The organism is Lactobacillus sp. B4026, from assembly GCF_026535825.1.
GTDB lineage: Bacteria > Bacillota > Bacilli > Lactobacillales > Lactobacillaceae > Lactobacillus > Lactobacillus panisapium.
In genome coordinates this window covers 62,289-86,262 of the sequence record NZ_JAFNPD010000006.1, presented here as the reverse complement: position 1 = coordinate 86,262, position 23,974 = coordinate 62,289, and the positions used below count along the sequence as shown (strand labels likewise).

Here is a 23,974-nt window from a genome sequence, read left to right as displayed (position 1 = left end):
ATGAGAATAGATAAATTTTTAAAAGTTTCCCGTTTGGTCAAAAGACGTCCTGTAGCTAAGGAAATGGCTGATCAGGGTCGAATCAAAGTTAATGATAAGGTGGTTAAGTCGAGTTACGATGTCAAGATTGGTGATGTTATTGAAGTCGGCTATGGCGCTAAAGAAGTAAAAGCCAAGGTCTGTGACATTAAGGAAACAACCAAAAAAGCAGAAGCAAGTGAACTATACGAATTAGTTGATTAATTACTTTGTTATTTAATGACTTTTATAAGTGGTCTTGCTATAATGAAATTAGTAATTTTAGTAATAGAAGGAAAAAATTATGAAAGGACCACGTATTTACAATTCGCTTAGTCCAGAAGAGCGAGTTGCACGCTTGAGAAAAAAGCAGGAAAAACGGGAAAAAGAAGTACATCGTGTTCGACGTAACAGGATTATTGCGGCTTTTTTAGTTTTGTTTGCCTTTTTAGGCATTCAACTAGCAGTTACGCATGCGCAAACTAACCGCATTAATGAGCAAGTGCAAACGTCTAAGAAATCGTTAAAGCAGATTAATAATCAGAAAAAGATTTTATTGGCTAAACGCGATGACTTGAAGGATCCTGACTACGTGGCCAAACTTGTTCGCTTCAAGTTCTTGTATTCTAAGCCAAATGAAACAGTTTATAATTTACCTGAGGACAAAGATAATAATTAATGAAATACCAAGTAGGACAGCGCGTTACTGGTAAAATTAACAACATTACCGATTTAGGCATCTTCGTATCGCTACCGCAAAATACTTCGGGCCTTATTCACCATAATGATTTTGGCGATAACTGGCTGCATGAAAAGCGCCACTATCAGGTCGGAGAGACGATTAGGGTAGTCGTAATTAATAACTTCAAAGGTAAAATAGGGTTATCAAAAACGCGGATTAATGATCCTAGTTTAATTGACCATACTAATGAATTTTCAACCACCAAAAAAGAAGACTTCTTAACCGTTTTAGCTAAGACAGTTGCTGATGCCGAAAAGGAAATTAACAAATTACAGCAAGAATTGACCGATTATGCTAGTTGATGATTTTTTTAAGCGTCATGGGTTGCCCCTTGAGAATAAGACGCTCGTAGTTGCTACTAGTGGCGGCCCCGATTCGATGGCACTACTAGATATGCTGGAGGAACTTCAGTCGCTGTATCATTTAGCCATCATTGCGGCCCACTTGGATCACCAATTACGTGCTGATTCCGCTCGTGAAAGTGAAGTAATTGCAGCTTATTGCCGTGACAAGCCAATTAAGGTGGTTAATGGGTTGTGGCCGACTGCTTTACATCCCCAAAAAGGAGTTGAAGCTGCCGCCCGCGAATATCGGTACCACTTTTTAGTGCAAGTGATGCAAGAAAACAACGCCGATTATCTCTTGACTGCACATCATTGTGACGATCTTTTAGAAAATATTTTATTGAAGTTTATTCGTTCGGGAAATCCAAGTGAAATGAATAGCTTACAGGCCGTAACTAAAATGAAAGACAGGACGCTCTTGCGTCCGTTTTTGTCTTTAGAAAAAGAAACGCTGCTGAAATATGATCAGGAAAAGCAGATTCCGTATGTGATTGATGAGACCAACAATGAAGACGACGTTTTGCGTAATCGTCTGCGCCATCACCTTGTTCCATTATTAAAACAAGAAAATCCTCAAATTGGTCAGAATGCTCTGCGCTTTACTAACCAGCTTAATTTGGTAGATTCATTGGTTGAGTTAGAATTTAGCCAGCTCGGACAGCCAGAGAATTTTTTAGGAATTGCTTACCGCTTCAAAACTTCGCATCTTGCATCTTTATCTAAAAAGCAGCAGCTTTTTTACTGGCAGTATTTTATTTGGCAAAAATTTCATATTCGCGTCAATGAGCATTTAGGCGAGTTTAACTTAATTACTTACCAAGCCTATTTTTATCTTTACCAAAATAATTTGCCACCGCAAGAAAAACTGCATCATGTTAGTGTGGGGCAAAAGTTCGATTTTAATAACCGCCACTGCTTAATTGCAACCAGGCCGTGTACTTCTGGCAAGCTAGTTGGACGGTTTTATGCTCCAGCTAGTGCAGCTCTAGTCGTTGGTTCATTAACTCCCGGCACGCGGCTGGAGTTAAAATCCGGGCAGCACGTTAAAAGCAAGAAAAAATTTGCTGCTAAGGGAATCCCCAATGTTTTACGCCCATACTGCTTGGCAGTGTTAGCAGATGAGGTGCCCGTTTTTGTTGAAAAAACGTATGTTAAGCAAAATAAGCGAACTGAATTGCAGCAATATTATTTATATGACAATATTTAATAAGATATTTTAAAATATTAGAGCATCACTGAAATTTGTGTTAAACTTTTATTCGTATATCCTTAGGAACTTTGCGGAGGTTTTTTATGAAAAATAACCGGAATCGGCTGTTTTCAAACGGCTTGTTCTATATTGTTGTTTTCCTGTTATTATTGGGGGGAATCAACTGGGCACTTGGTGGAACTGATAATTCCGGTGGTAGTGAAAACATTAGCTACTCGGAATTTGTGAAGGATTTAAATGACGGAAAAGTTAAAAACTTTAACGTTCAGCCTTCCAATGGTGTTTACACTGTATCAGGCAGTTACAAGACTGCACAGGGTACCAAGGGACAGTCAAAAAATAGTTTTGACTTCTTTAATGGTAATTCTGGTTCTAAAGTAACGCGTTTTTCGACAACGATGTTGCAAAATGATTCAAGTGTTTCGAATGTTCAAAACTTAGCTGAAAAGAGTGGTACAAAGATGACCACTCAGGGCGAATCACAGTCTGGTAATTGGATTTCCACGATTGTGATGCTTGTGCCAACCATTTTGTTCATCGTGATGCTTTGGATGATGATTAGTCAAAGCAGTGGCGGTGGCCGTGGTGGTAACGGCGGCATCATGAATTTTGGTCGCTCACACGTTAAGCCAGAAGATCCGAAGAAAAATAAAGTTCGATTCTCTGATGTTGCAGGTGAAGAAGAAGAAAAGCAAGAATTGGTTGAAGTGGTTGAGTTCCTTAAGAATCCAGCCAAATTCACCAAGCTTGGTGCTAAAATTCCGTCTGGTGTTTTGCTTGAGGGTCCTCCGGGTACTGGTAAGACCTTACTTGCGCGGGCAGTTGCTGGTGAAGCCAATGTACCATTTTTCTCAATTTCTGGTTCAGACTTTGTAGAAATGTTTGTCGGTGTTGGTGCCAGTCGTGTACGTGATTTATTTACCAATGCTAAGAAAAATGCACCAAGTATTATCTTTATCGATGAAATTGATGCAATCGGTCGTCGTCGTGGTAGCAATGCCAGCGGTGGTGGTAACGATGAACGTGAACAGACCTTAAACCAGTTGTTAGTTGAAATGGATGGTTTCGAGGGCAATGAAGGTGTTATTGTTATTGCCGCAACTAACCGGTCCGATGTATTGGATCCAGCTTTGCTTCGTCCTGGTCGTTTTGACCGGAAAGTCTTGGTTGGCACTCCGGATGTTCGCGGACGTGAAGCTATTTTACGGGTTCACGCTAAGAACATGCCGTTAGCTGACGACGTTGATTTAAAAGAAATTGCGCGCCAAACACCAGGTTTTGTTGGTGCCGACTTGGCCAACCTGTTGAATGAAGCTGCATTGCTTGCGGCTCGGCGCAATGGCAATGAAATTACTGCAAGTGATTTAGATGAAGCTGAAGATCGTGTCATTGCCGGCCCAGCTAAGCGTAATAGCATGATTTCTAAGAAAGAGCGTCAGCGAGTTGCCTTTCACGAAGCCGGTCACTCCATTTGTGGGCTGGTCTTAAGCGATTCACGGACAGTTCGTAAAGTTACTATCGTACCTCACGGACGGACTGGTGGTTACAACCTGATGTTGCCAAAAGACGATCAGTTCCTGTTGACTAAGAAACAATTAATGGAACAAATTGTTGGTTTAATGGGTGGTCGTGCAGGTGAAGAAGTTGTTGTTGGTGACCAATCAACTGGTGCCTCAAATGACTTCGAGCAGGCAACGCAAATTGCTCACAGCATGGTTGTTAATTACGGTATGACCGATTCTTTAGGAATGGTTGAGCTTGAAAAAGAGGGCGAAACTAATCCATACGGCTTTAAACCATATAGTGAAGCAACTTCTGCTAAGATTGATGAAGCAGTGAAGAAGATTCTTGACGAAGCTCATGAACAAGCGGTTGAAATTGTTAAGAATAACCGTGAAAAACACCGCATCATTGCGGAAGCTTTGTTGAAGTATGAAACTTTAGATGAAAAGCAGATTATGTCACTCTACACTACTGGAAAAATGCCTGAAAAGACGGTTGAAGAATATCCAAGTGAGTCTAAAGCGTCAACTTATGAAGAAGCAAAAGCTGCTGCTGAAAAGAAAGAAAATCATAAGGCAGATGGTGCAGATTCATTGCCACCAAGTGAGCAAAAACAAGAGCAAATTTCTGAAGAGGAAAAATCCGAAACTCCTTTAGAAAAGAATAAAGAAGCAGAAGAAAGAAATCCTGAGAATCCAGAAAAGCTTGAATTTCCTGAGGAAAATGGTTCAGAAAAAGCAGATAATGCTGAGTCTGAGCAAAACAAAGATTCTAATTTAAGTGATGACAATCACTCTGATGATCATTCACAAAATTAATAATTAATAGGGCCTGTGTTGGGCTCTATTTTTTTAGGAGAATAAAAATGAGCGACTATTTAATTAAAGCAATTGATAAAACTAAAAATTTACGTTTGTTAACGATTAATGCCAAAAATTTAGTACAAGAAGCACAAACTAGACACGACACTTGGTCTGCTTCTTCTGCCGTTTTAGGGAGAACTTTAGTTGCTGGTGTATTGCTAGCAGGGGCTGAATTGACTGATCAAGAAGAGTTAACTGTTCGCTTGCTTGGCAATGGTCCTGTTGGACCAACGATTGTTACGGCTAAGTCAGACTTAACGGTTAAAGGCTATGTGAAAAATCCGCATATTGCATTACCGCCAAAGGATGATGGTCATATTGATGTTAAAAAGGCAGTGGGTGATGGCTGGCTCGAAGTGACCAAAGATTTAGGTTTGAAAGAACCATACACAGGTCAAGTACCAATTGTTTCTGGCGAAATCGCCGAAGATGTTGCATACTATTTAACAAAGTCGGAACAAATTCCTTCTGCTGTTGGACTGTCCGTTTTTGTTAATCCCAATAATTCAATTGGCGCTGCTGGTGGTTTTATGTTGCAAGCCTTACCGGGAGCAAGTGATTCTTTAATCGATCATACAATTGAGCGGATTAACAATTTGCCAGCACTGTCTAGTTCATTCCTAGATGGGATGACGCCTGAAGAGTTAGCCAAGTTAATTTTAGGTGATGACTGCAAGATTTTAGCAAAAGACGATGTTGCATTTAAATGTGATTGCTCGAAAGAAAAATATGCCCAAATTTTGGCCACACTCAAAACGAGTCAATTGCAAGAAATGATTGCCAAAGATCATGGTGCAGAATTAACTTGCAATTTCTGTGGTAACAAGTATAACTATACAGAAGAAGAACTAAAGGCAATTTTAGCTGATAAAAAGTAATATTTGGTTCGACAAAAATTGGCGTGAAATAACGATATTTTTATAAACAGGTAAAAGTCATGATATCCAACTACTTGAAAAAATTAATTTTAAAAATCGGTGTTGCTCGGGTCATGGCTTTTATTGTGCTTTTAATTATTAGTTATGCGGTGTATTTTTTACAGCCTTATTTGATTAATCAGTTATTTGCGCAAAAGCAAACGCAAACTAACAGGGTAATTGTTCTGTTATTACTAGCAATTTCACTTATGATGATGCCGCTAATTAATTGCCTCAACAACGGTTTTATCCAGGCTGTGCGCAAATATTCCAAACAGGAACTATGGGCAGATATTACTAAAAAGCCGCTGAGTTATTTTGCTAGACAATCGGTTGGCAAAGTCCAGAGCTATATTAAGGATGTATCCTTTGCTTGTCGCGAATTAGAACAAACTAGTTTGGCTGTTGTAATTCAAATGGCTGTGATGTTGCTTTTATATACGATCCTGCTTAGCCTGCAAAATATTTGGCTTGGGGTGGCCTACTTATTGTTTTTTATCGGTTACCTATTAGTTTCGATAATGATGGCAAGGAAAAATCGGCAAAATGTGGCTTCTTCTTTAAGTAGTGCCTCTAAAGTCAATGAGTATATTGTTGATTATTATCGTAATGTTGAAACAATTATGTCGAGTGACGCTGCTAAATATGAACAGGACAAGATGGACAAAATTCTTGCCCACGAGCAAAGTTCATTTATCAAGGTCCAAGCAATTACAAACAAGGCAGCGCTGCTGCAACAATTAATGATTGTTATCTTAGCTTGTGTGATTGCAGGAATCAGTCAATTTTTATTAGGCACTCATGACTCACAGTCCCTTTCAATTGTGCTGATTTTATTGTATTCCATCTTAAATTTGTCCGGTTTTGGTACACAATATTTGGCAATTGAGGAACTGCTAAACCGGATTCGGGCAGGGCTTGCTGAACTTGAATACGGTAAAGCAGAAAAAGTTCCGCTCACTTGCTTCCACCTGGATGGCAGTAAACAAGAAATTATCATTAACGGCATCAGTTATTCATATCACGGACAACACCCGGTTTTAAGTAATTTAAAGCTCAATTTTAAAAAGGGCGAGATGTCGGCGCTGATTGGGCCGAACGGAGCGGGAAAGAGTACCTTGCTAAAAATTATCAGTGGCTTTTATCAACCGGATGAAGGGCAGATTATTCTTCCATTTAGTGACAGACCTACCATAATGTATGTTGCGCAGGATGCCTCCTTGTTTAATCGGTCCCTAATGGCTAATATCTGTTATCCAGACAATCAAGTTGATCTTCAGAAAATTTACGGCTTAGTCCAGGAAATTGGGTTAGATTCACTGATTAAATCCCCGACGGATTTAATTGATAAAACGCCTGGAGATTTTAAGAATAAAATTTCAGGCGGTGAGGAACAAAAAATCCTCTTTTTGCGGGCGATTATCACCAAACCACAAATTTTGTTGTTAGATGAATTTACGAGTAATTTGGATGAAAAATCGATTGCTACCGTCTATAAAATGCTTAAACAATATTTACCTAAGAGTACGATTATTAGTGTCATTCACCGAACAGCCGAACTTCGCTATTATAAACATGTGGTGGAGTTGTAAAAAAACTAGGGCTAGCACTTAATTATTCCTTAAAATTAGGGTGCGGCAATTACTAAATTTGATTATAATGGAGAAGTTGAATCGAAATAGAATAAGGAGTGTAACTAAATGCTAAACGTGTATATTGTGCGTCATGGTCAAACTGATACTAATAAAACCTTAGCCATTAATGGTTCAGGAACCAACCTGCCCTTAAACGAAACGGGAATTAAGCAGGCTGAAGCTTTACGTGATAGTTTTGACATTAATAAAATTGATTATGTCTACGCCAGCCCCTTAACTAGGGCTAAGCAAACGGCTGAGATATTGAATCAAAATAAGCACAACATTATTTATGATGACCGGCTTAAGGAAATGAATTATGGTAATTGGGACGGAAAATCTGCTGCAGATATTCGCTCGAAATACCCACAGGCCTTTGATGATTTAGGGTATTTTACTGAAAATTATACTAATTATTGTACCGGTGAAAGTTACGAGCATTTAGCTGCACGTTTAACCGACTTTTGGCATGACCTTGTTCAGCGGCATGTGAATGAATCAGTTGCATTGGTATTCCATGGTACTGCTTCGCGGTCGATGGTACAGAACATTTTAGGAAGCAAGAAAATTTCTAAAATTGGTGAAATGCAAAATGCTGGTGTCACCAATATTTCAGTTGACGATCACAGTAAAGAAGCCTTTTTGCGTTACTACAATCGGGTTGCACCGTGCAATTTCTTTATTGAATAATCAAAAATTAAATTACTTAAATTTTAGCATGCATAATAGCCAGAAATTTTGCTTATAAGATCCTTTTTGTTATGATGTTAAAGTATTTGAAAGGATGATTTGGTGAATAATAGCTGGAAAATTCGCGAAATAACCATCCCAAACCGGGTTGTTGTAGCGCCGATGGCCGGAGTATCGAATTCGGCTTTTCGGATGATTTGTAAGGAATTCGGTGCCGGCTTGGTTGTATGCGAGATGATTTCTGATCATGGAATCATTTATCGTAATAAAAAGACAATGTCGATGATGCAGGTTGATCCGCGTGAACACCCAATGAGTATTCAAATTTTTGGTGGTACAGAGGAAACACTGCTTGAAGCGGCACAATATATTGATCAACACACGGCGGCTGATATTATTGATATTAATATGGGGTGTCCGGTGCCAAAAATCACTAAGACCGATGCGGGGTCGAAGTGGCTTTTGGATGCTAACAAAATTTATCAAATGGTGCACGCCGTAGTCCAAAATGTTTCTAAGCCCGTTTCCGTTAAAATGCGGATTGGTTGGGATCGTAAGCATATTTTTGCGGTTGAAAACGCCTTAGCTGCCCAAGAAGCTGGTGCCAGTATGATTGCGATGCACGGCAGAACGCGGAAACAAATGTATGCCGGTGAAGCAGACTGGGAGACGCTTCATGAGGTAGCTCAAGTACTTGATGTGCCATTTGTTGCTAACGGCGACATTACAACACCTGAACTTGCTAAAAAGGCCTTAGATGAAATTGGCTGTACTGCCGTCATGATTGGCCGCGCTGCTTTAGGTAATCCGTGGATTGTCAAAGATATGGTGCATTATTTGGACACTGGTGAAAAGCTCGCACCTCAGACGGTTCGTGAGCGGGTAGCAACTGCTAAACACCAGTTGAAGGGCCTAGTAGATCTTAAGGGTGAAAAAATTGCTGTCCCAGAGTTTAGGCAACAAGCAGCATATTATTTGAAGGGAATTCCCCGTTCAGCCCGTACTCGTGCTAAAATAAATGAAGTTTGGACGGCACAAGAGGTTTATGACTTACTTGACAATTTTGTTGAGGACTATGAAACAAGGCAAGCACAAAAGGCTGCTAGAAGCGAAAATAGAAAGATAATGGAGGAAAAGTAATTGGCTAAAAGTGAAATGAACGACCAATTAATCGTTCGCCGCCAAAAAATGGAAGAATTACGCGAAAATGGGATTGAGCCATTTGGCATGAGAAAATTTGACCGGCAAGATTCGGCTCGAACTTTAAATGAAAAATACGCACAAGATGATAAGGATGAGTTAAATAGCGAGCTCCCTAAGACCAAAGTTGCTGGCAGAATGTTGGCAAAAAGAGGTAAGGGTAAAGTTGGTTTTGCTGATCTTTATGACAGAACTGGTAAGATTCAGATTTACGTTCGTAAAGACATCGTCGGTGAAGAAAACTACCAGATTTTCAAAAAATCTGATATTGGTGACTTCTTAGGTATCGATGGCGAAGTGATGAAGACCGATACTGGTGAATTAACCATTCGGGCTTTGCACGTAACTTTCTTATCTAAAGCTTTACGGCCTTTGCCAGATAAATACCATGGTTTGAAGGACGTTGAACAAATCTACCGTCAACGTTATTTGGACTTAATTACTAATCACGAAAGTTATGAACGTTTTGTTAACCGGACTAAGATTATTCAAGCAATCCGTGATTTCTTGAATGGTAAGGACTTCTTGGAAGTTGAAACGCCAGTTTTACACAATATTCCTGGTGGTGCTGAAGCTCGGCCATTTATTACTCACCATAATGCTCTTGATATTGACTTATACATGAGAATAGCACTTGAATTACCTCTTAAGCGCTTGATTGTCGGTGATATGGAACGGGTCTACGAAATTGGTCGTGTGTTCAGAAATGAAGGTTTAGATACTCACCATAACCCAGAATTTACCGAACTGGAAACCTATGCCGCATACTGGGACTTCCACGATGTGATGGATGAAGCAGAAGGCATTATTCGAGCAGCTGCTAACGTTGTTACGGATGATGGTAAGGTAACTTACCAGGGTACCGAAATTGATCTTGGCAAGCCATTCCGTCGTGTTCACATGGTTGACTTGATTAAAGAAAAAACCGGCGTTGATTTCTGGAAAGAAATGAGCGTTGAGGAAGCAACTAAGATTGCTGAAGATCATGATATCAAGGTGGAAAGTTTCTGGAAGGTTGGTCACATTATCAACGCTTTCTTTGAAAAATATTGTGAAGAAACAATTGTTGACCCAACCTTTGTCTATGGTCACCCAGTTGAAATTTCACCATTGGCTAAAAAGAATGCTGATGATCCTCGGTTTACTGATCGTTTTGAAATCTATATCATGGGTGAAGAATACGGTAATGCCTTTTCTGAATTGAATGACCCAGATGATCAACGTGAACGGTTTGAAGCACAAATGGCAGAGCGTGAAGCCGGTAACGATGAAGCTGATATGATTGATGAAGATTACTTGCGGGCAATGGAATACGGAATGCCGCCTACAGGTGGTCTCGGCATCGGTATTGACCGTTTGGTAATGCTTTTAACTGATGCACCAGCAATTAGGGATGTTTTACTCTTCCCAACAATGCGTCCTGAAAGAATTGAAGACATCGAACGCGAAGTTGAAGAAGACATGAAAAAGAAAAAAGATAATTAAACAGTAAAAGACAAGCCTTTGATGGCTTGTCTTTTTGTTTGTGATTAATAATTGATAGTTAACTAAGAAAATGACGTGTTTACTCATAGCCCATTTCAGTATAGTATTTCGTGATTTTTTCCTTTAAAATGACCTGTAAATCTTTGGTAGCATCAAAGAAGAAGTACCAGTTTTGTAAAAGCCGTAACCAAGTACTTAATTTACGCCATGACAGCAGATCGTCTTTTTGCAATTCCTGATATCGCGCTACGTCGCTTTGATTAATAAGTTCAATGAAGCTGCTAAGGGCAATTTTTTCAGCTTTAACACCTTGGTAAAAGGCAAAAGCAAGGCGCTGCTCCTCATCATCGACAAAGGGCGCGTCCATCGTTTTAAAAATTGTCGGGATTATTTGCATAACCCTGCTTTGCTCCTGTTTCAAAAACTTAGGATGGCTTAAAGCTGCCCCCAGAAAGTCACTACCGTGGGCAATGCTATGGGCCCAGCCTTTGCCTTCAACATAGCCGCGATAATCTTTTTCACGCAGGAGGTAGTCAATGCTCCATGCAAAGAGCTGCTTGCGCTGCTCGTTCGTCAAAATTTCTGTTTCCTGATCTGTTTCGAGTATGACGGAGCCTAATAAGGCACTGAATGATCTTAAAAAAACATTGTCATTTTGTGGTTTAGCAATATCTTTAAAGAGCTTCTTTTCTGTTATAAATGTATTAATAATAGTTTGTTCTTGCTCATGAGTAAATGCGCGTTCTAAAAAGCCGCGGGCAAATAAAGTATAAACAAGATCATCGCGAATAACTGGATCTAAGTTACCGATATTGCCCAGCAACAATTGCACTTGATTATCCGTAAATTTTAATTCGCCTTCGGGGCATCTGACTAATTTTTCTAGGCTATGTTTCATTTTTAATCACCAACCTTAATACAGAATTTTTCATTAATTATATATCTTGATCGAGTATCAGAGCTATAGGTGGGGGTAATTATTACTAAAAGATCGTAGAAGTTCAAAGTTTTTTCCTTTGCTGACCCTTAAAAACGCTAGGTTTGATGTGCCAGTTGCAATTTCGTGAATTTTTTTGTCAAAAAGGGTTGCAAATCAGATAGGGTTTGCTATAATAATATTTGTCTTGCGGAAGTAGTTCAGTGGTAGAACATCACCTTGCCATGGTGGGGGTCGCGGGTTCGAATCCCGTCTTCCGCTCTAAAAAATAAAAACTCACCGCGCGGTGAGTTTTTTTGTTAATCGGGAAATAGCTCAGCTTGGTAGAGCGCTACGTTCGGGACGTAGAGGTCGCAGGTTCGAATCCTGTTTTCCCGATAAAGAAAATCTGTCTTAGTATCAATGACTTGAAGCACTGATGCTAAGGCATTTTTTTTGCTTTTTAAGAAAATTGCTTAAGATGAGGCAAGATACTTCATATCGGGCTTCATATTTTTAAGTAGAAGTACAAGTGAATTAATCAAAAGTATTTAATAAGGGATGTATAGCATCCCTTATTTTTATGCAAAACAAAAGGCTATTCACTGTGTTCTTGAAGAGCAATGTGAATAGCACAAATTTAGAGTACAAAAAAAGTAGTCGTTTGGCGGCTACCTTAATTGATTGCATGTTTCTCATATGTTCGGTGAACTAATGAACCACATTCAATGTCCTTTAGAGATATTATAGCATGGTATAATTTTAAGTGCATGTTTTTTAGCATGTAAATTTAAAGAGTTTTCTCTTTAAAGGAGGTGAAATTAATGTCTAGCCTCAATGTCCTTTTAATAGTTGCTGCTTTAGATGAACTTAGATTAATCTTGAAAGAAATTAATAAGTTGCTGAAGAAGTAGTAATGCAATTAGCCGTTCAAGTGTGACCCACTTGAACGGTTTTTGGTTTTTGTATAGTGGCGGTTAAGCTAGGATTGAAGCTTGCGCATTTGGTTTGTAACCGGAAGTGGAAACAATTATAATTTGAATAAAATAAAAAATGGTTCTTAAAGCAAGTAAAGGAGCATTAGCAATGGAAAATTATATCTGGGCAGGCCTTGCCAACGGGGTTTTTGCTTTGGGTTATAGCTTATTAATTGATCAGCGTGTTACTTTTCCCAATGCTGCCATACGTCACATTTGTATGTTAGCGGCTGGTGTTTCCTTTTGCTTGCTGACACAATTTCTGCTAGATTACTTTAATCCACCTAAAAAATAATTTTCTGAAGAATAAGTTAGCGATAGCGAACTTATTCTTTTCTTTTATCTTAAATTCAATTAGAATGTAAATTCGCATCAAAAGTTAGTCTCTGCTATAATGAGAGCAATGTTTTTAAGTACAAAACGATTAACAAGCTTGGATCAAATTATTTTACATTTTTGCAAAAAAGTTTATAGTGTATACACGTCATTTTTAAAGGTGGTGCTATGATGAAAAAATCTTATACTAGAAGTGCAAATCAAGTCTTAGAAATTGCACGTGAACAAGCACAAAGTTTTCATCATCGCTTGATTGGTACTGAACACGTACTGCTTGCGATGGTAATTGAATCTGATGGCGAAGCAGGCAAGAACTTGCGCGCTTGGGGTGCAACGCCAACAGCTATCCGTGAAGAAATTGAGCGTTATACTGGTTATGGTTCAGCTGGCAAAACCACTTACATGGAAATGTCGCCGCGTTTAAGTATGGTATTGGCTTATGCCGGTACATTGGCTGAGCGAGAGGGCTCTTCGAAGATTAAGACCTGTCATATTTTGCTCGGACTAGTTCTTAATGATCAAATTTTAGCGTCGACCATTCTGCGTAATTTAAATATCGATTTGAGTGGCTTGCGCAATGATCTTTTCCATAGCTTAGGTGCAGACTACGATAGTATTGAGGATAATGATCAGCCTGATAATGGTAATGGTTGGTCTAACTTTAATGGTCCCGAACTGAATAGTCAATCTAATTCCAACAGTAGTACGCCTACCCTGGATCAAGTTTCAGTTAACCTGAATGAGCGAGCTGAAAACGGGGAAATTGACCCGGTAATCGGTCGTGACCGTGAAGTTGCTCGGGTAATTGAAATTTTATCTCGTCGTAATAAAAATAATCCTGTGTTAATTGGTGAACCTGGTGTGGGAAAGACAGCTGTGGCTGAAGCGATTGCTACAGCAATTGTGAACAAAAAAGTACCACACGACTTGATGGATAAGCAGGTTGTTTCTCTTGATTTAGGTGGTCTTGTTGCCGGTACAAAATACCGGGGCGAATTCGAAGACCGAATGAAGAAAATCATTAAAGAAATCACTGAAGATGGTACGATTATTCTTTTTGTCGATGAAATGCACACATTAATTGGTGCAGGTGGTGCAGAGGGCTCAATTGATGCAGCAAATATCTTAAAACCATCATTGGCACGTGGTGATATTCAAATGATTGGTGCAACAACCTTTGATGAGTATCAAAAATACGTTGAAAAAGATCAGGCTTTAGCTAGACGATTCCAGATCGTACGGTTGAATGAACCTTCAAGAACTGAAACTAAGGCGATTTTGTCAGGATTAAAGCCGAAGTATGAAAAGTTCCACCACGTCAAGATTACCGATTCCGCAATTGAAAATGCAATTGATTTATCAAGTCGTTACATTTCCAACCGTTATTTACCAGATAAGGCAATCGACTTAATTGATGAGGCTAGTGCCGCAGTTAAAATTAAGTCAGGTAAGGGTTCAAACAATCAATTAATTCAGATTAATGAACAAATTAAAAAGGTCATTGAGCAGAAAAATGAAGCTGCCGTTAACCAAAACTTCGTTAAGGCTGCTCAATTGCAGGATCGACAAAATAGTTTACAATTGCGCCAAGATCAGCTCTCTAACCGTCTAGATCAATCTACTAGTAAAAAATCAACGGTTCAGCCAGAAGATGTTGCTAAAGTAGTTTCTAATTGGACGGGAGTACCTGTCACGCAGATGAACCGTGATGAAACTAAGCATTTAGCTAATCTGGAAAGCGATTTGCATAAGCGGATTATTGGCCAAGATAAAGCAGTATCAGCTGTTAGCCGTGCGGTTCGCCGTAGTCGTAGCGGTATTAAGGATGAAAATCGACCAATTGGTTCCTTCCTATTCTTAGGACCAACGGGAGTTGGTAAAACGGAACTAGCTAAGGCAATTGCTGCTTCTATTTTTGGCTCAGAAAACAACTTGATCAGAATTGATATGTCTGAATACATGGACCAAATTGCTAACAGTAAGTTGATTGGTTCTGCACCGGGTTATGTTGGCTATGATGAGGGTGGCCAATTATCTGAACAGGTCAGACGTCATCCTTATTCCGTTGTTTTATTGGATGAAGTTGAAAAAGCGCATCCAGATGTTTTCAATTTGCTATTGCAAGTTCTTGATGATGGTTTCTTGACTGATTCTAAGGGACGCAAGGTTGATTTTAAGAACACAATTGTGATTATGACCTCTAACCTTGGCTCACGGTCTCTGTTTGAAACTAAGGAAGTTGGCTTTACGGCTGATAATTCAAGCCAAATTGAAATGCGAAAAGATCGTGTACGGCAGGCTCTAAAACAGTTCTTCCGTCCAGAATTTTTGAACCGAATTGATGAAACAATTATTTTTGACGAACTTGATCAAAAACAGCTTCGTCAAATTGTTACCTTGTTGACCCGCAAGTTAATTAACCGGTTAAATAAACAAGGTGTTCAATTAAAAATTTCCCGTGCCGCTTTAGATAAGATTGCTAAAGACGGTTACAATCCTGAGATGGGGGCACGGCCACTTCGCAGAGCTATTCAAAAGGATATTGAAGACGAAATAGCTTCAATGCTAATCAAGGGCGACCTTAAAGAAGGCGACTTGCTCAAAATTGGTTGTAATCATAATAAATTAAAGTTTGACATTGTTAAGGCAAATGACAAAAGTCTTGTTGGCTCTAAGTAAAATTGATTGACAAGTCTATTAAAATTTGCTATATTTATGCGTGATTAAAAAGGCTGATTTTCAGGATTTTGCTGATATATTGTCCAGCAGAATAATAAAGGACAAAAACGACTACAGTTGTTTTTGTCTTTTTTATGCTTAAAAATCCCGCTTTTTGAAATTGTAACCAAAATGTAATATTAGCTTTCTCTGACAGAAAGGATGTTTTCTCCTTGTTAAATGGACACGTAGTGAATTTTGGTCAACATCGTACAAGACGTAGTTTCTCTCGTATTAAAGAAGTATTGAAACTACCTAACTTGACTGATGTCCAAACTGAATCATACAAATGGTTTTTGGATGAAGGTATTAAGGAAGTCTTCGACGACATTATGCCAATTAGTGACTTTTCAGGTAAGCTTTCGCTTGAATACGTAGGCTATAAACTGCAAAAGCCAAAGTATACTGTTGATGAGGCACGTGATCATGATGCAACTTATGCTGCACCAATGCATGTAACCTTAAAGTTGACTAACCAAAAAACCGGTGAAATTAAGACCCAGGATGTTTTCTTCGGCGATTTACCATTAATGACCGAATCCGGTTCATTTATTATCAATGGTGCCGAAAGAGTTATTGTTTCGCAATTAGTTAGATCACCAAGTGTCTACTACTCAGGTGACTATGATAAGAATGGTCGGCAAATCTTTGGGACCACAGTTATTCCTAACCGTGGAGCATGGCTTGAATACGAAACTGACGCTAAAAATGTGTCATATGTTCGTGTTGACCGTACCCGTAAGTTGCCTTTGACTGTTTTAATTAGAGCATTAGGAATCGGCTCTGATGGTGAAATCACTGACATTTTCGGTGATAGTGACACATTACAGTTTACTTTAGATAAAGATGTGCACAAGAATCCAGCTGATTCCCGCGTTGCCGAGGCGTTGAAGGATATTTACGAACGTCTGCGTCCAGGTGAACCAAAGACAACCGATTCTTCACGTTCGCTACTTTACGCTCGTTTCTTTGATCCACGCCGCTACGACTTAGCACCTGTTGGTCGTTACAAGGTTAATAAGAAGTTATCATTAAAGAATCGTCTTTTCGGTCAAACTTTAGCTGAAACTCTAGCTGATCCAGATACTGGTGAAATCATTGCTAAAAAGGGTACTGTTGTTACTCATGAAGTAATGGACGGTTTGGAAAAGTACCTTGACCGTGATGACTTCAAGATGGTTACTTATGAACCTTCTAAAGAAGGTGTTTTGCCAGATCCAATTAACGTGCAAGAAATTAAGGTTTACTCAAAGGTTAACCCAGAACGTGTTGTTAAGTTAATTTCTAATGGTCATATTGCTAAGGATGTTAAGTACTTAACTCCAGCTGATGTTTTGGCATCAATTAACTACTTCTTCTTATTACAAGATGAAATTGGTAATACTGATGATATTGACCACTTGGGTAACCGTCGTATTCGTCGTGTTGGTGAATTATTGCAAAATCAATTTAGAATTGGTTTAGCAAGAATGGAACGTGTTGTTCGTGAAAGAATGTCAATTCAGGATCCTTCAACAGTTACACCACAGCAATTGATCAATATTCGGCCAATTGTCGCCAGCATCAAAGAATTTTTCGGGTCTTCACAACTATCACAGTTTATGGACCAGCACAACCCGCTTGGCGAATTAACGCATAAGCGTCGTATGTCTGCTTTAGGGCCTGGTGGTTTGACTCGTGACCGTGCTGGATACGAAGTCCGGGATGTTCACTATACTCAATATGGTCGTTTGTGCCCAATTGAAACACCAGAAGGACCAAACATTGGGTTGATCAACTCGCTTGCAACATATGCAATTATTAACAAGTACGGTTTTATCGAAACACCTTACCGGCGCGTTTCATGGAAGACACACAAGGTTACCGATAAGATTGACTACTTAACAGCTGATGTTGAGGATAACTACATTATTGCCGGTGCTAACACTAAGTTAAATCCTGATGGTTCATTCAAGGATGACTTAATTTTGGCAAGACACAAGGAAGATAACGTCGAAGTTAGTCCAGATAAGATTGATTACATGGACGTTATTCCTAAGCAAGTTGTTTCTGTTGCATCTGCATGTATTCCATTTTTGGAAAACGATGACTCTAACCGTGCATTGATGGGTGCCAACCAGCAACGTCAGGCAGCACCTTTAATTAATCCACACAGTTCACTTGTTGGTACCGGTATGGAATATCGTGCCGCTCACGATTCTGGTGCAGCTATTGTTGCTAAAGCTGCTGGTACAGTTGAATATGTTGACGCTAACACAGTTAGAATTAGACGTGATGACAGTACTTTAGACAAGTACACTCTTGAAAAGTACCGTCGTTCAAACAATTCTAAGTCATACAACCAAACACCAAACGTTAAGTTGGGTGATCGAGTTGAAGAAGGCGAAGTAATTGTCAATGGTCCAACAATGGATCACGGAGAACTTGCTTTGGGACAAAACCCAGTTATTGCCTTCATGACTTGGAACATGTACAACTACGAAGATGCCATCATGTTATCAGAACGTCTGGTTAAAGATGATGTCTACACTTCAATTAGTATTGAGGATTATGAGTCTGAAGCACGTGACACTAAGCTTGGACCTGAAGAAATTACTCGCGAATTACCAAATGTTGGTGAGGATGCTTTAAAGGATCTCGATGGTCAAGGAATTGTTCGCATTGGTGCTGAAGTTCATGATGGTGATATTTTAGTTGGTAAGGTTACACCAAAAGGGGTAACTGAATTATCAGCAGAAGAAAGATTGCTACACGCCATTTTTGGTGAAAAAGCACGTGAAGTTCGTGATACTTCCCTTCGTGTACCTCATGGTGGTGGCGGAATTGTTCGCGATGTCAAGGTTTATACGCGTGAAAATGGTGATGAACTTTCACCAGGTGTAAACACCTTAGTTCGCGTTTACATTGCCCAAAAGAGAAAGATCCAAGTCGGAGACAAGATGTCTGGTCGTCACGGTAACAAGGGTACGGTTGCTGCTGTTGTTCCTGAAGAAGACATGCCATACTTACCAGATGGTACTCCAGTTGATATTTGTTTGAACCCAATGGGTGTTCCTTCACGTATGAACATCGGACAGCTGTTAGAATTGCACTTAGGTCGAGCAGCTAATAGTCTTGGTATTCACGTTGCCACTCCTGTATTTGATGGAGCCAGCGAAGATGATGTTTGGGATACTGTCCACAAGGCTGGTATCGATAAAGATGGTAAAACTGTTCTTTATGATGGTCGGACGGGTGAGCCATTCCATAACCGTGTATCTGTCGGAATCATGCACTACTTGAAGCTGACTCACATGGTTGATGATAAGATTCATGCTCGTTCAATTGGGCCTTACTCATTAGTTACGCAACAACCTCTTGGTGGTAAAGCACAATTTGGTGGTCAGCGTTTCGGTGAAATGGAAGTTTGGGCACTTGAAGCTTATGGTGCTGCTTATACTTTGCAAGAAATTTTGACTTACAAGTCCGATGATGTTGTTGGACGTGTTAAGGCTTATGAGGCAATTGTTAAGGGCGATAGAATTCCTAAGCCAGGTGTGCCAGAGTCATTCCGCGTTTTAGTCAAGGAATTGCAATCTTTAGGACTAGATATTCGTGTTCTTGACATGGACCACAAGGAAATTGAATTGCGCGACATGGATGATGATTCAAATGAACATTTGAATATTGATACTTTGTCGAAGATGGCCGAAGAACAACAAAAGAAGAAGTTAGCCGAAGAAACCACAAAATCTGAAGATGAAGAAACTGAGGAATCAACACCGGTTGATACTCCTGTGGATGAATCTGATGACGATAATAAGATTTCTAAATAAGTAGGGGGTTAAACTTTTGATCGACGTAAATAAATTTGAAAGCATGCAAATTGGTCTTGCTTCGCCAAACAAAATTCGGAGCTGGTCGTATGGTGAAGTTAAGAAGCCAGAAACGATTAACTACCGTACTTTAAAGCCAGAAAAGGATGGTCTGTTTGACGAAAGAATCTTTGGACCAACCAAGGATTGGGCCTGTGCATGTGGCAAATACAAGGGTGTAAGATACCGCGGAATCGTTTGTGATCGCTGTGGGGTCGAAGTTACTTCCTCTAAAGTTAGACGGGAACGGATGGGTCACATTGAGTTGGCCGCTCCAGTTACTCATATTTGGTACTTTAAGGGTATTCCATCACGGATGGGATTAATTCTTGATATGTCACCAAGATTGCTGGAAGAAGTTATCTACTTTGCAGCATATATCGTGATTGATCCAGGCGATACAGACCTTGAATTTAAACAATTGCTGACGGAAGCTGAATACCGTGAGCAAAAAGCTAAGTTTGGTAGTCGCTTTGAAGCCAAAATGGGTGCCGAAGCAATCCGTGACTTATTGCGCAAGGTTGACCTTGAAAAAGAAGTTAAAGATTTAAAGAAAGAATTGGAAACTGCTACAGGTCAAAAACGGACTCGTGCAATCAGAAGATTAGATATCTTGGATGCGTTTAAAGATTCTGGCAATAAGCCTGAATGGATGGTGATTGACGCTGTTCCAGTCATCCCACCAGACTTGCGTCCAATGGTACAACTTGAAGGTGGCCGTTTTGCCACTTCAGACTTAAACGACTTGTACCGTCGGGTTATTAACCGTAATAACCGTTTGAAGAGATTACTTGACCTGAATGCGCCAAACATTATCGTTCAAAACGAAAAGCGGATGTTGCAAGAAGCAGTCGACGCTTTAATCGATAACGGTCGTCGTGGTCGTTCAGTTGTTGGGCCTGGTAACCGTCCACTTAAGTCACTTTCACACATGCTTAAGGGTAAGCAAGGACGTTTCCGTCAAAACTTGCTTGGTAAGCGTGTTGACTACTCTGGTCGTTCGGTTATCGATGTTTCACCAAAATTGAAGTTCTATCAATGTGGTGTTCCTCGTCCAATGGCACTAGAATTATTCAAGCCATTTGTTATGCATGAATTGGTTAAACGCAAGATTGCTTCTAACATTAAGAGTGCTAAGCGTAAGATTGATCGTGAAGACGATGATGTCTGGGATGTACTTGAAGATGTAATTAAGGAAAGAACGGTTTTACTAAACCGTGCGCCAACATTACACCGTTTGAGTATCCAAGCCTTTGAACCAGTTTTAGTTCCTGGTAAATCAATTCGTTTGCACCCACTTGCCTGTGAAGCTTACAACGCTGACTTCGATGGTGACCAGATGGCCATTCACGTACCTTTGTCAGATGAAGCTGTCGCAGAATCACGCTTGTTAATGCTTGCAGCTCATCATATTCTTGCTCCAAAAGATGGTAAGCCAATCGTTACTCCTTCTCAGGATATCGTTTTAGGTAACTACTGGTTGACTCAAGCTGAAAAGGGTCGTGAAGGTGAAGGAATGATCTTTAATTCACCTGACGAAGCAACTGTTGCATACAATAATGGTGATATTCACTATCACTCAATTATTGGAATGTCTGCTGACTCAATGCCAAAGAAGGCATGGCCTAAAGGTTATGAACACGGCATTTTCATTACTACCTATGGTCGTGTGATTTTCAACCAAATCTTCCCAGAAGATTACTTCTACGTTAACGAGCCAACTGAAGAGAACCTGAATAATCCACTAGCTGCTAAGTACTTCTTAGAGCCAGGTGAGGATATTCATGAAAAAATTGATAATGTTGCTGGTGATTTAATTGCTACGCCATTTAAGAAATCATTCTTATCTGACTCAATTGCCACAATTTACAAGTACTACAAGGTTCAAAGAACTTCAGAATACCTTGATGACTTGAAGACACTTGGTTACACAAGTTCAACTACTTCTGGTATTACAATCGGAATGACCGATGTTCCAGAAATTGATGACAAGGATGAAAAGGTAGCTAAGGCCCACAAGCAAGTTGACGTCGTTTCTAAGCAGTTTAGACGTGGTTTAATTACTGAGCAAGAACGTCACGATCGAGTAATTAGTATTTGGAATGAGTGTAAGGACCAGGTTCAAAATGAGATTGCACAGATCTATGATCCACGTAATCCTATTACAATCATGGCTGACTCCGGTGCTCGTGGTAATATTTCTAACTTTACTCAGCTTGCCGGAATGCGTGGTTTAATGGCCACTCCTAACGGTGGTTTGTTCGAAATTCCAGTTACTTCAAACTTCAAGGAAGGTTTGTCAGTTCTAGAATTATTCATGTCCACTCACGGTGCACGTAAGGGAATGACTGATACGGCCTTGAAGACTGCTCAGTCAGGTTACTTAACTCGTCGTTTGGTTGATGTTGCTCAAGATGTTATTATCCGTGAAGATGACTGTGGCACTGATCGTGGTATCAATGTTCACTCAATCATGGAAGGTGACGAATTAATTGAGCCATTATACGATCGTTTACTTGGTCGGTTCACCGCTGAAACTGTTAAGGATCCACAAACCGGTGAGGCGATCGTTGGACCAAACGTAATGCTTGATGAAAATCTGTCACATAAAATTTGTGATGCCGGTGTTACAGACGTGAAGATTCGGTCAATTTTAACTTGTGATACCCCTCACGGTGTCTGCCGTAAATGTTATGGTATGAACCTGGCTACGGGTGAAGAAGTTGAAGTTGGTGAAGCAGTTGGTACTGTTGCCGCTCAATCCATTGGTGAACCTGGTACGCAGCTTACTTTACGTACTTTCCACAACGGTGGGGTTGCCGGTGCTGAAGATATTACTCAGGGTCTTCCTCGTGTGCAAGAATTGTTTGAAGCTCGTAACCCTAAGGGTCGTGCTGTTATTTCTGAAGTTGATGGTGTTATTGACTCAATCCAAGAAAACCCAGCAGAGCACACACGGGAAATTACTGTTAAGGGTAAGATCGATACTAGAAGCTACAGTGTTCCTTATACTGCTTCAGTTGCAGTCAGTGAAGGTGATGAAGTTCGCCGTGGTAACAAGCTGACTCTTGGTTCAATCGATCCTAAGGAATTAATTCAAGTAACTGATACGTTGACAACCGAAGAATACATCTTGGTTGAAGTACAAAAGGCTTACCGGATGCAGGGTGTTGACATTTCAGATAAGCACGTTGAGGTCTTAACTAGACAAATGTTGCAAAAAGTTCGTGTTCTTGATCCTGGTGAGACTAACTTGCTTCCAGGTGAAATCATGGATATTGGCGAATTCAAGGAACGCAACACTTCAGTAATTATTTCAGGTGGAATCCCTGCAACTGCTCAAAGTGTAATTCTTGGTATTACTAAGGCTGCCCTTGAAACTAATAGTTTCTTGTCAGCTGCCTCATTCCAGGAAACTACTCGTGTGCTGACTGATGCTTCAATCAGAGGCAAGAACGATCCACTTCTTGGTTTGAAAGAAAATGTTATCATCGGTAAGATTATTCCAGCCGGTACTGGTCTTCCAATTTACCGTGATATGGAACCTGAAGCTGATGTGAAGAAGCCTAAGTCTGTTTACTCAATAGCTGATATTGAGAAAAAGATGAAGGAAGCTGATCAAGCTGGGGAACCACAAGGATAAGTAAAATTTATTAATAAAAATAGCTTTTCTACTAATTAAAGTAGGAAAGCTATTTTTTGCTATTGCAGAAGTAATTGAATGATTAGTCCAACAAAAATATACGGTACAAAGGCAATTTGCTTTTGCAATGACCAAGTTTTTCTTTTTAGAAAGAATTGAAAGAGAAGTAGAAAAGAGCCAAAAAGAAAAACTAGGTTAGCAAAGTGAGGGGTAAAGAAAAAGGCTAAAATTAAGTAGATAATTAAATCACCCGAACCCAACTTCTTTTGCATAGTATAAAAAAGCAAGACTAGCAAAATAGGAATTAGTTCAATTAAATCGCCTAATTGCAACTTAAAGAAATGCTTGAACCTAAGTAGTGTTAATAAAAGCGCGGGAAGAATCATTGCTAGGTGAAATTCTAGCCTGTCATAATCGCAGATTGCGGCCAATAGTAAACAAAAAATGACAATCGCAGTGGCAATTCCGGTCATCTGACTAAAATCAATCTTAAGATATGCTAAACCACCCAAAAATTCGATTAACGGTAATTTAATTGGAATAGTGCGCTGGCAGTAGCGACATTTTCCGTGTAAAAAACAATAGGACAAAATTGGCAACTCGTCCACCAAAGTAAGTTTAGTTAAACAGAAATCACAGCGAGAACGTCCCCAAATGAAGTCACCAGTATCAAAGCGGTCACAAACAACACAGGCGTGGGATGCTAAGCAGGTTCCAATTAAAAAGTTAGTAAGTTGATAAATCCAAGCCATTTTTTACCTCCCATAATTAGTTACGCTAAAAATAAAAAAACTTTTTTGCCAAAATAATTTTGCTTTTTGGTAAAAAGGGAGTACAATGTCAATTGTGCATTTTGAAGATAGATTCAGGACTAAAAAAGAAACTCCTGGATGTGTGAACAAGATAATCAAATTTTAGGAGGAA

At 39.7% G+C, this 23,974-nt stretch carries 16 protein-coding genes and 2 tRNA genes; 16 read left to right on the top strand and 2 right to left on the bottom strand.

Annotation, left to right across the window (positions count from 1 at the left end):
* From J3U69_RS06415 to lysS, 10 genes are all read left to right on the top strand, one after another.
* On the top strand, positions 1 to 243 hold the full coding sequence (locus tag J3U69_RS06415) for an RNA-binding S4 domain-containing protein (protein ID WP_103752348.1): 243 nt from the start codon (positions 1 to 3) through the stop codon (positions 241 to 243).
* A gap of 76 nt (positions 244 to 319) precedes the next feature.
* Positions 320 to 697: an FtsB family cell division protein gene (locus J3U69_RS06410; RefSeq protein ID WP_103752349.1), complete on the top strand. Its 378-nt coding sequence runs from the start codon at positions 320 to 322 to the stop codon at positions 695 to 697.
* On the top strand, positions 697 to 1,062 hold the full coding sequence (locus J3U69_RS06405; RefSeq protein ID WP_220220070.1) for a S1 RNA-binding domain-containing protein: 366 nt from the start codon (positions 697 to 699) through the stop codon (positions 1,060 to 1,062). Before J3U69_RS06410 ends, J3U69_RS06405 begins: the two co-directional genes overlap by 1 nt.
* Positions 1,052 to 2,311, top strand: a complete 1,260-nt coding sequence (tilS, locus tag J3U69_RS06400; protein ID WP_267413437.1) for a tRNA lysidine(34) synthetase TilS — start codon at positions 1,052 to 1,054, stop codon at positions 2,309 to 2,311. Before J3U69_RS06405 ends, tilS begins: the two co-directional genes overlap by 11 nt.
* 86 nt (positions 2,312 to 2,397) lie before the next feature.
* Complete coding sequence (gene ftsH / locus J3U69_RS06395; protein WP_267413436.1) at positions 2,398 to 4,635, top strand: ATP-dependent zinc metalloprotease FtsH; 2,238 nt, start codon at positions 2,398 to 2,400, stop codon at positions 4,633 to 4,635.
* A gap of 47 nt (positions 4,636 to 4,682) precedes the next feature.
* Positions 4,683 to 5,558, top strand: a complete 876-nt coding sequence (hslO, locus tag J3U69_RS06390; protein WP_103752353.1) for an Hsp33 family molecular chaperone HslO — start codon at positions 4,683 to 4,685, stop codon at positions 5,556 to 5,558.
* Positions 5,559 to 5,632: 74 nt separating this feature from the next.
* The gene (locus J3U69_RS06385; protein WP_267413434.1) at positions 5,633 to 7,189 is read left to right on the top strand and encodes an ATP-binding cassette domain-containing protein; all 1,557 of its coding nucleotides are present in this window, start codon (positions 5,633 to 5,635) and stop codon (positions 7,187 to 7,189) included.
* Positions 7,190 to 7,297: 108 nt separating this feature from the next.
* Positions 7,298 to 7,921 (top strand): histidine phosphatase family protein, encoded by a 624-nt coding sequence (locus J3U69_RS06380; RefSeq protein ID WP_220220066.1) that lies wholly within the window; start codon positions 7,298 to 7,300, stop codon positions 7,919 to 7,921.
* A gap of 102 nt (positions 7,922 to 8,023) precedes the next feature.
* Positions 8,024 to 9,061 carry a tRNA dihydrouridine synthase DusB gene (gene dusB / locus J3U69_RS06375; protein WP_220220065.1) on the top strand — a complete coding sequence of 346 codons (1,038 nt, stop codon included), beginning with the start codon at positions 8,024 to 8,026 and terminating at the stop codon, positions 9,059 to 9,061.
* Positions 9,062 to 10,606: a lysine--tRNA ligase gene (gene lysS / locus J3U69_RS06370; protein WP_267413433.1), complete on the top strand. Its 1,545-nt coding sequence runs from the start codon at positions 9,062 to 9,064 to the stop codon at positions 10,604 to 10,606.
* A gap of 79 nt (positions 10,607 to 10,685) precedes the next feature.
* Here the strand turns inward: lysS and J3U69_RS06365 are convergent, their stop codons facing one another.
* Positions 10,686 to 11,504 carry a DUF2785 domain-containing protein gene (locus J3U69_RS06365; protein ID WP_267413432.1) on the bottom strand — a complete coding sequence of 273 codons (819 nt, stop codon included), beginning with the start codon at positions 11,502 to 11,504 and terminating at the stop codon, positions 10,686 to 10,688.
* Positions 11,505 to 11,732: 228 nt separating this feature from the next.
* Here J3U69_RS06365 and J3U69_RS06360 point away from each other — a divergent pair.
* The 6 genes from J3U69_RS06360 (at position 11,733) to rpoC (ending at position 23,050) form a co-directional block, all read left to right on the top strand.
* A tRNA-Gly gene (locus J3U69_RS06360) sits at positions 11,733 to 11,804 on the top strand.
* Positions 11,805 to 11,847: 43 nt separating this feature from the next.
* Positions 11,848 to 11,921 (top strand) — tRNA-Pro (locus J3U69_RS06355).
* Between the two features lie 687 nt (positions 11,922 to 12,608).
* The gene (locus J3U69_RS06350; RefSeq protein ID WP_103752366.1) at positions 12,609 to 12,794 is read left to right on the top strand and encodes a hypothetical protein; all 186 of its coding nucleotides are present in this window, start codon (positions 12,609 to 12,611) and stop codon (positions 12,792 to 12,794) included.
* Between the two features lie 212 nt (positions 12,795 to 13,006).
* Positions 13,007 to 15,514 (top strand): ATP-dependent Clp protease ATP-binding subunit, encoded by a 2,508-nt coding sequence (locus tag J3U69_RS06345; protein ID WP_267413472.1) that lies wholly within the window; start codon positions 13,007 to 13,009, stop codon positions 15,512 to 15,514.
* 212 nt (positions 15,515 to 15,726) lie between these two features.
* Complete coding sequence (gene rpoB / locus J3U69_RS06340) at positions 15,727 to 19,368, top strand: DNA-directed RNA polymerase subunit beta (RefSeq protein WP_220232231.1); 3,642 nt, start codon at positions 15,727 to 15,729, stop codon at positions 19,366 to 19,368.
* A gap of 16 nt (positions 19,369 to 19,384) precedes the next feature.
* Complete coding sequence (rpoC, locus tag J3U69_RS06335) at positions 19,385 to 23,050, top strand: DNA-directed RNA polymerase subunit beta' (protein ID WP_103752369.1); 3,666 nt, start codon at positions 19,385 to 19,387, stop codon at positions 23,048 to 23,050.
* 59 nt (positions 23,051 to 23,109) lie between these two features.
* On the opposite strand, the gene J3U69_RS06330 is transcribed toward rpoC, so the two are convergent.
* Entirely contained in the window at positions 23,110 to 23,802 is a 693-nt protein-coding gene (locus tag J3U69_RS06330) for an A24 family peptidase (RefSeq protein ID WP_267413431.1), read from the bottom strand.
* Between the last annotated feature and the right edge of the window lie 172 nt (positions 23,803 to 23,974).

What these genes read in the sequence shown, in the direction of transcription:
- hslO (WP_103752353.1), top strand. Translation starts at nt 4,683, where the DNA reads ATGAGCGACTATTTAATTAAAGCAATTGATAAAACTAAAAATTTACGT.
- J3U69_RS06405 (WP_220220070.1), top strand. Translation starts at nt 697, where the DNA reads ATGAAATACCAAGTAGGACAGCGCGTTACTGGTAAAATTAACAACATT.
- ftsH (WP_267413436.1), top strand. Translation starts at nt 2,398, where the DNA reads ATGAAAAATAACCGGAATCGGCTGTTTTCAAACGGCTTGTTCTATATT.
- J3U69_RS06380 (WP_220220066.1), top strand. Translation starts at nt 7,298, where the DNA reads ATGCTAAACGTGTATATTGTGCGTCATGGTCAAACTGATACTAATAAA.
- J3U69_RS06330 (WP_267413431.1), bottom strand. Translation starts at nt 23,802, where the DNA reads ATGGCTTGGATTTATCAACTTACTAACTTTTTAATTGGAACCTGCTTA.
- J3U69_RS06365 (WP_267413432.1), bottom strand. Translation starts at nt 11,504, where the DNA reads ATGAAACATAGCCTAGAAAAATTAGTCAGATGCCCCGAAGGCGAATTA.
- J3U69_RS06345 (WP_267413472.1), top strand. Translation starts at nt 13,007, where the DNA reads ATGAAAAAATCTTATACTAGAAGTGCAAATCAAGTCTTAGAAATTGCA.
- J3U69_RS06415 (WP_103752348.1), top strand. Translation starts at nt 1, where the DNA reads ATGAGAATAGATAAATTTTTAAAAGTTTCCCGTTTGGTCAAAAGACGT.
- J3U69_RS06350 (WP_103752366.1), top strand. Translation starts at nt 12,609, where the DNA reads ATGGAAAATTATATCTGGGCAGGCCTTGCCAACGGGGTTTTTGCTTTG.
- tilS (WP_267413437.1), top strand. Translation starts at nt 1,052, where the DNA reads ATGCTAGTTGATGATTTTTTTAAGCGTCATGGGTTGCCCCTTGAGAAT.